The sequence below is a fragment of the Jiangella muralis genome (assembly GCF_001270745.1).
In the GTDB taxonomy this organism is placed as follows: Bacteria; Actinomycetota; Actinomycetes; order Jiangellales; family Jiangellaceae; genus Jiangella; species Jiangella muralis.
This window is the reverse complement of the sequence record NZ_KQ434752.1, coordinates 427640-436938: the sequence shown is the minus strand read 5'-3', so window position 1 is coordinate 436938 and position 9299 is coordinate 427640. Positions and strand designations below refer to the sequence as shown.

General features: G+C 70.8%; 12 protein-coding genes and 1 tRNA gene. 11 read left to right on the top strand and 2 right to left on the bottom strand.

Annotation, left to right across the window (positions count from 1 at the left end; genetic code table 11):
• Nucleotides 1–7: 7 nt before the first annotated feature.
• From ACW62_RS04945 to def, 5 genes are read left to right on the top strand one after another with little or no spacing between them, the layout of a single operon-like run.
• A complete protein-coding gene (locus tag ACW62_RS04945) occupies nt 8–1273 on the top strand; it encodes a cysteine desulfurase (protein WP_053202955.1) in 1266 nt (421 codons plus the stop codon).
• Entirely contained in the window at nt 1270–1731 is a 462-nt protein-coding gene (sufU, locus tag ACW62_RS04940; protein ID WP_053202954.1) for a Fe-S cluster assembly sulfur transfer protein SufU, read from the top strand. The genes ACW62_RS04945 and sufU overlap by 4 nt, the downstream gene beginning before the upstream one ends.
• Complete coding sequence (locus tag ACW62_RS04935) at nt 1728–2045, top strand: metal-sulfur cluster assembly factor (RefSeq protein WP_053202953.1); 318 nt, start codon at nt 1728–1730, stop codon at nt 2043–2045. Before sufU ends, ACW62_RS04935 begins: the two co-directional genes overlap by 4 nt.
• Nucleotides 2042–2677 carry an HAD family hydrolase gene (locus tag ACW62_RS04930; protein WP_053202952.1) on the top strand — a complete coding sequence of 212 codons (636 nt, stop codon included), beginning with the start codon at nt 2042–2044 and terminating at the stop codon, nt 2675–2677. Before ACW62_RS04935 ends, ACW62_RS04930 begins: the two co-directional genes overlap by 4 nt.
• A gap of 3 nt (nt 2678–2680) precedes the next feature.
• Nucleotides 2681–3226, top strand: coding sequence for a peptide deformylase (gene def / locus ACW62_RS04925; RefSeq protein ID WP_053202951.1), 546 nt, complete (start codon nt 2681–2683; stop codon nt 3224–3226).
• A 21-nt stretch (nt 3227–3247) separates the two neighbouring features.
• Here def and ACW62_RS04920 read toward each other — a convergent pair whose 3' ends face one another.
• Nucleotides 3248–3667, bottom strand: coding sequence for an SRPBCC family protein (locus tag ACW62_RS04920; RefSeq protein WP_053202950.1), 420 nt, complete (start codon nt 3665–3667; stop codon nt 3248–3250).
• A 132-nt stretch (nt 3668–3799) separates the two neighbouring features.
• Between ACW62_RS04920 and ACW62_RS04915 the strand changes: the two genes are divergently transcribed.
• Genes ACW62_RS04915 through ACW62_RS04895 form a run of 5 tightly spaced genes read left to right on the top strand, consistent with a single transcriptional unit; the run spans nt 3800 to nt 7485 of the window.
• Nucleotides 3800–4168, top strand: a complete 369-nt coding sequence (locus ACW62_RS04915) for a GntR family transcriptional regulator (protein WP_053202949.1) — start codon at nt 3800–3802, stop codon at nt 4166–4168.
• Entirely contained in the window at nt 4165–5043 is an 879-nt protein-coding gene (locus tag ACW62_RS04910) for an ATP-binding cassette domain-containing protein (RefSeq protein WP_053202948.1), read from the top strand. The genes ACW62_RS04915 and ACW62_RS04910 overlap by 4 nt, the downstream gene beginning before the upstream one ends.
• Nucleotides 5040–5777 carry a hypothetical protein gene (locus ACW62_RS04905; protein WP_053202947.1) on the top strand — a complete coding sequence of 246 codons (738 nt, stop codon included), beginning with the start codon at nt 5040–5042 and terminating at the stop codon, nt 5775–5777. Before ACW62_RS04910 ends, ACW62_RS04905 begins: the two co-directional genes overlap by 4 nt.
• A 27-nt stretch (nt 5778–5804) precedes the next feature.
• On the top strand, nt 5805–6725 hold the full coding sequence (locus ACW62_RS04900) for an ABC transporter ATP-binding protein (protein ID WP_053202946.1): 921 nt from the start codon (nt 5805–5807) through the stop codon (nt 6723–6725).
• Between the two features lie 28 nt (nt 6726–6753).
• Entirely contained in the window at nt 6754–7485 is a 732-nt protein-coding gene (locus tag ACW62_RS04895) for an ABC transporter permease (RefSeq protein ID WP_053202945.1), read from the top strand.
• A gap of 4 nt (nt 7486–7489) precedes the next feature.
• Here ACW62_RS04895 and yczR read toward each other — a convergent pair whose 3' ends face one another.
• Nucleotides 7490–8917: a MocR-like transcription factor YczR gene (gene yczR, locus ACW62_RS04890; RefSeq protein ID WP_053202944.1), complete on the bottom strand. Its 1428-nt coding sequence runs from the start codon at nt 8915–8917 to the stop codon at nt 7490–7492.
• Nucleotides 8918–9222: 305 nt separating this feature from the next.
• On the opposite strand from yczR, the gene ACW62_RS04880 reads away from it, so the two are divergent.
• Nucleotides 9223–9299, top strand: a tRNA-Pro gene (locus tag ACW62_RS04880).

The following is a 9299-nucleotide window of genomic DNA, read 5'->3' as shown; positions in this document are numbered from 1 at the left end:
AGCCATCGTGAGCGCACCGCACAGCCCGCTGGACGTGGATCGGGTCCGCAAGGACTTCCCGATCCTCGAACGGCGGCTCGCCGGTGACCACCCGCTGGTCTACCTCGACTCCGCGAACACCTCGCAGAAGCCGACGGCCGTCCTCGACACCCTCGCCGAGCACTACTCGCGGCACAACGCCAACGTGGCGCGGGCCGTGCACCAGCTCGGCGAGGAGTCGACGGCGGCCTACGAGGGTGCCCGCGACAAGCTGGCCGTGCTGATCAAGGCGCCCAGCCGCGACGAGATCATCTTCACCAAGAACGCCTCCGAGGCGCTCAACCTGGTCGCGCACACGCTGGCCAGCGGCATGGCCGACGACCCGCGGTTCCGCCTCGGCCCGGGCGACGAGATCGTCGTCACCGAGATGGAGCACCACTCCAACATCGTGCCGTGGCAGCTGGCGGCGAAGCGCACGGGTGCGGCGTTCCGCTGGTTCGGGCTGACCGACGACGGCCGGCTGGACCTCTCGACCATCGGCGAGCTGATCAACGAGCGGACGAAGATCGTCTCGCTGGTGCACCAGTCGAACAGCCTCGGCACCGTCAACGACGTCGCGACGGTGGTGGCACGGGCCCGCGAGGTGGGCGCGCTGGTCCTGCTGGACGGCTCGCAGTCGGTGCCGCACCAGCCCATCGACGTCACCGAACTGGGCGTCGACCTGCTCGCGTTCACCGGCCACAAGATGGTCGGCCCGACGGGCATCGGCGTGCTGTGGGGCCGCCGCGACGTCCTCGACGCGCTGCCGCCGTTCCTCGGCGGCGGCGAGATGATCGAGACCGTCGAGATGACGGGCTCCACGTTCGCTCCCATCCCGCACAAGTTCGAGGCCGGCACGCCGCCGATCGCGCAGGCCATCGGCCTGGGCGCGGCGGTCGACTACCTCACCGGCATCGGCCTGGACCGCATCCACGCGCACGAGCAGGCGCTGACGGCGTACGCGCTGGAGAAGCTCAACGCCGTCGACGGCGTCCGGATCATCGGGCCGAACTCGACCGAGTCCCGCGGCGGCACCGTCTCGTTCGTCGTCGACGGCATCCACCCGCACGACGTCGGCCAACTGCTCGACGAGCGGGGGGTCGCCGTGCGCGTCGGGCACCACTGCGCGCGGCCGGTCTGCGTCCGGTACGGAATACCCGCGACCACCCGAGCGTCGTTCTACCTGTACACCACGTTCGACGAGATCGACGCGCTCGCCGCCGGTCTCGACCAGGTGAAGAGGTTCTTCGGGTGAGCGACAGCCTGTACCAGGAGATCATCCTGGACCACTACAAGCACCCGCACGGGCGCGGCCTGCGCGAGCCGTTCGGCGGCGAGGCGCACCACGTCAACCCCACGTGCGGCGACGAGATCACCATCCGGGTCGCGCTCGACGGCTCGACCATCACCGACGTCTCGTACGACGGCCAGGGCTGCTCGATCAGCCAGGCGTCGGCGAGCGTCCTGCACGAACTGCTCACCGGCCGCACCGTCGACGACGCGTTCGCCGTCGAGCGGACGTTCGTCGAGCTGATGCAGGGCAAGGGGCAGATCGAGCCCGACGAGGACGTGCTCGGCGACGGCATCGCCTTCGCCGGCGTCGCCAAGTACCCGGCCCGGGTCAAGTGCGCGCTGCTGAGCTGGATGGCTTTCAAGGACGCGACGGCGCGGGCCATGGCCGGCCCCGTCACCGTTGAGGAGGATGCACGATGACCACCACCGTCGACCTCGAGGACCTCAGGGAGGCCCTCCGCGACGTCGTCGACCCCGAGCTGGGCATCAACGTCGTCGACCTCGGCCTGATCTACGGCGTCAGCGTCGACGAGCAGAACGTCGCCACCGTCGACATGACGCTCACCAGCGCCGCTTGCCCGCTCACCGACCTCATCGAGGAGCAGGCCAACGCCGCCGTCGACGGGCTCGTCGCCGAGCTGCGCATCAACTGGGTGTGGATGCCGCCGTGGGGGCCCGACAAGATCACCGACGAGGGGCGGGAGCAGCTGCGCGCGCTCGGCTTCAACGTATGAGCGCGCCGCGGACGGTCGTGTTCGACCTCGGGGGAGTGCTGGTCGACTGGGACCCCCGCTACCTGTACCGCACGCTGCTGCCGTCCGACGCCGAGGTGGAGCGGTTTCTCACCGAGGTCACGACGCCGGAGTGGAACACCGCGCAGGACGCCGGCCGGTCGTGGGCCGACGCGGTGGCGGAGCTGTCCGCGCGGCACCCTGAGCACGCGGAGCTGATCGCGGCCTACGACAGCCGCTGGATCGAGACCATCGGCGGGCACATCGACGGCACCGTCGACCTGCTGCGCGAGCTGCGCTCCGGTGGCTCCGTCGGGCTGTATGCCCTGACCAACTGGTCGGCGGAGAAGTTCCCGCTGGCGTTGGAACGGTTCGAGTTCCTGTCGTGGTTCGAGGGCATCGTGGTGTCCGGCGCGGAGCGGCTGGTCAAGCCGGACCCGCGGCTGTACCAGGTGCTGCTGGACCGCTACGGCCTGGACGCGGCGTCGTCGGTGTACATCGACGACAACCCGTCCAACGTCGACGCCGCCGCGGAGCTCGGCATGATCAGCCTGCACTTCACCGGCCCGGACCGGCTGCGCGACGAGCTGTCGCAGCTCGGCCTGGTCGCTTCCGATCGTTCGTCCGAGGAGTAACAGATGGCCGTCCGTCCGATCCGGCTGTTCGGCGACCCGGTGTTGCGCACCCAGGCCGAGCCGGTGGTCGACTTCGACCGCGAGCTCCAGCAGCTGGTCACCGACCTCGTCGACACCATGCAGGCCGCGCCCGGCGCCGGCCTCGCCGCCCCGCAGATCGGCGTCTCCCTGCGTGTCTTCAGCTACGACGTCGACGACGTCGTAGGTCACCTGATCAACCCGACGCTGGAGCTGTCCGAGGAGGAGCAGTTCGGCCCCGAGGGCTGCCTCTCCCTGCCCGGCCTCGAGTACGACTGCCGCCGCGCCCTCCGCGTCGTCGCGCACGGCTTCAACATGTACGGCGACCCGGTCGCCATCGAGGGCTCGGAGCGGCTGGCGCGCGCCATCCAGCACGAGACCGACCACCTCGACGGCGTCCTGTTCATCGACAAGCTGGACCGCGAGGCCCGCAAGGCCGCGATGAAGGTCATCCGCGAGGCCGACTGGGCGGGCGAGCAGGCGCCGGTCATCCGCGACTCGCCGCACGCCACCTTCGGCCGCGCCATCTGACGACGTCCCCCGCCCGGCGCGTCAGGCGGCGCTGAAGTCGTACGCCACCAGCCGGGCCAGGCAATCGTTCCAGCCCTGGGCGTGGTTCGCGCTCCCGCCGGGGTCGGTGAACCGCTCGTGCGTGACGACGACGTCCGTGCCGCCGTCCGCGCCGGCCAGGAACTCGACCGTCACCAGCGTCTCCGCGTCCTCGCCGTCCCACCGCCAGGTGTGCACGAGCCGGCCGGGCGCCTCGACGGCCGCGAACTCGCCGCTGACCGCCGTGCCTGCCGCGGCCGACGCGATGCGGAACAGCCCGCCGGGCCGCAGGTCGACGCGGCACGCCGTCGCGAACGAGGCGGGCCAATACCAGCGGGCCAGCTCGTCAGCGTCGGTCCATGCCCGCCACACTCGCGCGGGCTCGGCCGGGACGTGCCGCTTGAGCTGCAGCGTCAGGGGCATCACGACGGGTTCTCCTTCAGGCAACCGGTGAGCGCTGGAGCTCGCCAGTCAACCATCACGTTGCGTTCGTTGGTTCTGCGGTGCTACGGTTCATTAGTCAAGTAAAGAACCTAAGAACCGGAGGGGGTGCGCATGTTCGACGACCGGAGCCCGATCTACCACCAGATCGCGGAGTCCATCAAGAACGACATCCTCAGCGGCGAGTTGGGAGCTGACGAGCAGGTGATGTCCACCAACCAGTACGCGGCCTACTACCGCATCAACCCGGCAACGGCCGCCAAGGGGTTCCAACAACTGGTGGACGAAGGCGTCCTCTACAAGCGGCGGGGGATCGGCATGTTCGTCAGCGCCGACGCCCACGACGCGCTGCTGGCCCAGCGGCGCGAGCGTTTCTTCGCCGACATCGTCGAGCCGATGGTCGCCGAGGCCCGGGTCATCGGCATCCCGCTCGACGACATCGTCGCCCACATCCAGACGCTGAAGGGTCGTGAGTCGGCATGACGTTCGGCATCGACATCCAGAACCTGACCGTCCGCTACCCGGGCGTCACGGCGGTCGACGACCTCACGCTGAAGCTCGAGGGCGGCAAGATCTACGGGCTGCTCGGCCGCAACGGGTCGGGCAAGACCACGCTGCTGTCGCAGATCGCGGCGTTCCGCCGGGTCACAGAGGGCGGCATCCTCGTCGACGGCCGGGTGCCGTTCGAGAACGAGGAACTGACGCAGGAGATCTGCCTGGTCCGCGAGAGCGGCGACACCGTCGTCGAGGGCGAGAGCGTCAAGGGCATCCTGCGCCGGGGCCGGCGGTTCCGGCCACGCTGGGACGACGACTTCGCGCAGCGGCTGATCGACCTGTTCCAGGTGCCGGTGAACCGCGGCGTCACCAAGTTGTCGCGCGGGCAGCGCTCGGCGCTCGGCATCACCGCCGGCCTCGCCTCACGGGCGCCGCTGACCATGCTGGACGAGTCCTACCTCGGCCTCGACGCGCCGTCGCGGTACGCGTTCTACGACGTGCTGCTCGAGGACTACATGGAGCACCCGCGCACGATCATCCTGTCGACGCACCTCATCGAGGAGGTGTCGCGGCTGTTCGAGCAGGTCGTGATCATCGACCGCGGCCGGCTGGTCGCCCATGACGACACCGAGACGCTGCGCATGCGCGGCGCCGCGGTCGTCGGCCCGGCTGCCGCCGTCGACGACTTCACCACCGGCATGACGGTCCTCGGCGAGCAGCGGCTCGGCGGGACGAAGTCGGTCACGGTCTACGGCGAGATCCCCGCCGACGCGCGCGCCGTCGCCGCCGACTGGGGGCTGGAGCTGTCGCCCGTCGCGCTGCAGGACCTGTTCGTCCACCTCACGAAGGGAGACCCGGCATGAGCGCCGCGCTCACCTACCGCCGCGCCCGGTCCTCGTTCCTGGACCTCTCGACCGGCCTCGCCAGGGGCTTCGTACTGTTCATCGCGATCGTCGCGGTCGTCTTCCTGGCCGTCGCGGTGGTCGTCCAGCTGACCGGCGGCACCGACGACGGCCAGAGCATCTGGGAGAACTCCCAGTATGCGACGCGGTACTTCCCGCTCTCGATGGGCATCATGATCACCGCGGCCTACCTGCCGGTGGCCATCGCGTCCGGCGTCACGCGGCGCAGCTTCGGGTGGGCCGGCTCCGCCGTCGTCATCGCGATGGCGCTCGTCATGGCGCTGCTCGAGGCCGCCGGCTACCTCGTCGAGTACGGCCTCTACCGGGCCGCCGACACGACGCCGACGTTCACGACGCCGCACCTGTTCGACCACGGCTACCAGGTCTGGCTGGTCATCCCCGAGGTCTGGATCGTCGTCGCGGCCAACGTGGCCGGCGGCTGGCTGATCGGCTCGGCCTACTACAAGTGGGGCTGGTTCTGGCCGACGGTTTCGCTGCCGCTCCTGCTGCTGCCGCTGCTGGCCGTCGAGGCGATCATGTCGGTCGGCTGGGCCGGCGCGGCCATGGACGCGCTCGGCGCCGGCCGGCTGCCCGACGGCGTCGCGGTGCTCGCCGCGGTCGCCGTCCTGGCCCTGACGCTCGCGGGCATCCAGCACTTCGTCCGCACCATCGACCTCCGGCCGCAGAAGGCCTGACCCCGACTCTTCGGAGAGGACACCCCCATGGCGATCATCGAAGTGAAGAACCTGCACAAGGTCTACGGCTCCACCGTTGCCGTCGACGACGTCTCGTTCGAGGTCGAGGAGGGCGAGATCTTCGGGATCCTCGGCCCCAACGGCGCCGGCAAGACCACCACCGTCGAGTGCATCGAGGGACTGCGGCGGCCCGACGGCGGCAGCGTCAGCGTGCTGGGCCTCGACCCCGTCCGCGACCGGATGGACGTGCGCCGGGTGCTCGGCGCGCAGCTGCAGGAGAGCGAGCTGGCCGAGAAGATCACCGCCGCCGAGGCGCTGGACCTCTACGCCTCGTTCTACCCGTCGCCGGCGAACCCGGCCGAGTTGCTCGACGACCTCGGCCTCAGCGACAAGGCCGGCACCCGGTTCGAGAAGCTGTCCGGCGGGCAGAAGCAGCGGCTGTCGATCGCGCTCGCGCTGGTCGGCAACCCGCGCATCGCCGTCCTCGACGAGCTCACCACCGGCCTCGACCCGCAGGCGCGGCGCGACACCTGGCACCTGATCGAGCAGATCCGGGCCCGTGGCGTCACGATCATCCTGGTCACGCACTTCATGGACGAGGCGGAGCGGCTCTGTGACCGGCTCGCGCTGATCGACGGCGGCCGGGTGGCGGCCATCGACAGCCCGGCCGGACTGATCTCCCGGGTGTCGACGGAGCAGACCCTGCGGTTCCGCCCGTCGTCGCCGCTGGACGAGACCGTGCTCAGCGCGCTGCCAGACGTCACCGCCGTCAGCCGCGAGGGCGCCCACTTCGTCGTCAGCGGCACCGGCAACCTGCCGTACACCGTCATCACCACCCTGGCCGCGCACGACGTCGTCGCCGCCGAGCTGCGCATGGACCAGGCCAGCCTCGAGGACGCGTTCGTCGCCATGACCGGCCGGTCGTTCGAGCCCGAGCCCGTCGGCTGACGCCGTCCACGACCGAGAAGAGACCCCGATGTCCACCCTGACCAAGATCACCACCGTCGAGTCCAAGCTGTTTCTCCGCGACAGCACGTCCGCGGTCATGACCTTCGCCATGCCCATCGGCATCCTGGTCATCTTCGGCTCGATCGGCTTCACCGAGGGCGACAACGAGAACAACGTGAGCGCCGGCTTCCTGCCGGTGCTGTCGCTGGCCCTGGCCGCGGCGATGCTCGGGCTGAGCGTGCTGCCGACAGTCCTCGCGACCTACCGCGAGAAGGGGATCCTGCGCCGGCTGTCGACGACGCCGGTCCACCCGGCCAACGTGCTGACGGCGCAGCTGCTGGTCAACCTGGCTGCCGCGGTGGTTGCGGCGGTGATCGTGCTGGCGCTCGGCGCGGTCGCCTTCGACATCGGGATGCCGGACAACCCGGTCGGGTTCCTGATCGGCTTCCTGCTGATGGCGTCGTCGCTGTTCGGGCTCGGCCTGCTGGTCGCGGCACTGGCGCCGACCGGCAAGGCGGCCACCTCGATCGGCATGCTGCTGTTCTTCCCGAGCATGTTCTTCGCCGGCGTGTGGACCCCCGGCGACCTGATGCCCGAGTGGGCCCGCCCGATCCGTGACGTGTCGCCGCTGGGCGCCGGCATGGAGGCCATGCAGTCGGCGTGGGAGGGCCACTGGCCGAGCGCGACGAACCTGCTCGCGCTGATCGTGGTGACGGTGGTCGCGGGCGCGGTGTCGGCGCGGGTGTTCCGCTGGGAGTGAGCATCTACACCACGTCGGCCAGGTGGGGTGACCGCCCGGCCGGGAGCGTGGGGAGCGAGCGCGCGGTGTCCTCCAGCAGGTGGACGCCGCGCGTCAGCTCGTCCACCCGGCCCGTGTAGGGGAGGCGCAGGAACCGCTCGAACGCGCCGTCGACGCCGAACTTCGGGCCGGCGATCAGGCTGAGGCCGCGGGTCATGCCGAAGAGGGCGAGCGCCGAGCTGATCGGCGCGCCCAGGCCCACCCACAGCGACGAGCCGCCGTCCGGCACCGGCACGTCCCAGTGCGGCAGCCGCTCGCGCAGCTCCCGCACCAGCACGTCGCGGTGGTGGCGCAGCTGCTCCGTGCGTCGCTGCACCAGCGCCGCGTAGTCGTCGAACACCTCGGTGGCGACCAGCTGCTCCAGCTCCGGCGTCCCGAGGTCACCAGCCGCGCGGGCCGCGTGCAGCGCGCCCACGACGTCGTCGTCGGCCCTGATCCAGCCGATGCGCAAGCCGCCCCAGACGCTCTTGCCGAGCGAGCCGATGCTGACGGTGCGGTGGCCCTCGGCGCGCGCGGCGAACGGGACGTCGGTCCAGCCGCGGTCGATGTCGAGGTCCGCCGTCGTCTCGTCGATGACGAGGACGGTGCCCGCGCGGGCTGCATCTCTGATGACCTCGTCGCGCTGTGCCGGGGGCATGGAGGCGCCGGTCGGGTTGTGGAAGTCGGGGATCAGGTACGCCACCGCCGGCCGGACCCGCTCCAGCGCGTCGCGCAACCGGTCGCCGTCCCAGCCGTCCGCGCTGACCGGGACCGTGACCAGCCGCGCGCCACTCACCCTGAGCCCGTCCAGCGCGTGCGGGTACGTCGGCGACTCGACCAGGGCGCGGTCGGCCTGGCGCACCAGCGTGCGCGCGACCAGCGCGATGGCATGCTGCGCGCCGAGCGTGATCATCAGCTGCCCGGGGTGGGTCGGCAGGCCGCGCGCGCTGTAGTGGGCGGCGATGCGTTCGCGCAGCGGCAGGCTGCCCACGAGGTCGAAGCCGCTCTTGCCGAGGACCTCCGGGAGCCGCTCGGTGGCCCGCCGGATGATCGTCTCCAGCCCGCCGATCGCCGCCGGCGCCGCCCTCGCGAAGTCGACGACGGCCGGTTGGGGGAGCGCTCCCTGTCTGCTGTGCGCCTGCGGCAGCGCGACGACGCTGCCCGAGCCGCGCTGGCTGACGAGGTGGCCGGTCTCCCTGAGCGTCCGGTACGCGGAGACGATGGTCGTGCGGCTGCGGTCGAGCTCGTCCGCCAGCTCCCGCTCGGCCGGCAGCCGCGTCCGCGTCGCGATGCGCCCGTCGATGATCAGCAGCCGGATGCGGTCGGCCAGGGCGTGATACGCGCTCTGCCCGCCGGTCTCCCACTCGCCGAGCAGCGTCCGCAGGTCCTTCGGGCCGAGTCTCGCGCCGTTCATCAGTCCAGTGTTCCATGATTGGCATCTTGTTGGAAGGAGTGGACTGGTGTTTGGTGGAGGTAGTTGTTCGATTGGTCTTGTTCTTCGGGTGGCGGTTGATCATGGGAGCGGTTGTGGTTGTGACGATGTTGCTGCTGGCGTGGGCGCTCTCGGCCGCCCTCTGGGCCGCCCGTCACGGGGACGTCCGCCCCCAACCCGTCCGCCCCGACTACGACAGCCGCCGGCCCCGGACCTGATGTCCGGAGCGGTGCCCCGGAGGCGCTACACTGTTCATCGCTCCGCCGCCCTCGTGGCCGGGGTAGCCACGGGCTGTGGCGCAGCTTGGTAGCGCACCTGACTGGGGGTCAGGGGGTCGCAGGTTCAAATCCTGTCAGCCCGACCA

Excerpts from the sequence above, each read along its gene's own strand:
- ACW62_RS04895 (WP_053202945.1), top strand. The coding sequence starts at position 6,754 with ATGTCCACCCTGACCAAGATCACCACCGTCGAGTCCAAGCTGTTTCTC.
- ACW62_RS04915 (WP_053202949.1), top strand. The coding sequence starts at position 3,800 with ATGTTCGACGACCGGAGCCCGATCTACCACCAGATCGCGGAGTCCATC.
- ACW62_RS04905 (WP_053202947.1), top strand. The coding sequence starts at position 5,040 with ATGAGCGCCGCGCTCACCTACCGCCGCGCCCGGTCCTCGTTCCTGGAC.
- ACW62_RS04900 (WP_053202946.1), top strand. The coding sequence starts at position 5,805 with ATGGCGATCATCGAAGTGAAGAACCTGCACAAGGTCTACGGCTCCACC.
- ACW62_RS04930 (WP_053202952.1), top strand. The coding sequence starts at position 2,042 with ATGAGCGCGCCGCGGACGGTCGTGTTCGACCTCGGGGGAGTGCTGGTC.
- ACW62_RS04910 (WP_053202948.1), top strand. The coding sequence starts at position 4,165 with ATGACGTTCGGCATCGACATCCAGAACCTGACCGTCCGCTACCCGGGC.
- ACW62_RS04920 (WP_053202950.1), bottom strand. The coding sequence starts at position 3,667 with ATGCCCCTGACGCTGCAGCTCAAGCGGCACGTCCCGGCCGAGCCCGCG.
- def (WP_053202951.1), top strand. The coding sequence starts at position 2,681 with ATGGCCGTCCGTCCGATCCGGCTGTTCGGCGACCCGGTGTTGCGCACC.
- ACW62_RS04935 (WP_053202953.1), top strand. The coding sequence starts at position 1,728 with ATGACCACCACCGTCGACCTCGAGGACCTCAGGGAGGCCCTCCGCGAC.
- yczR (WP_053202944.1), bottom strand. The coding sequence starts at position 8,917 with ATGAACGGCGCGAGACTCGGCCCGAAGGACCTGCGGACGCTGCTCGGC.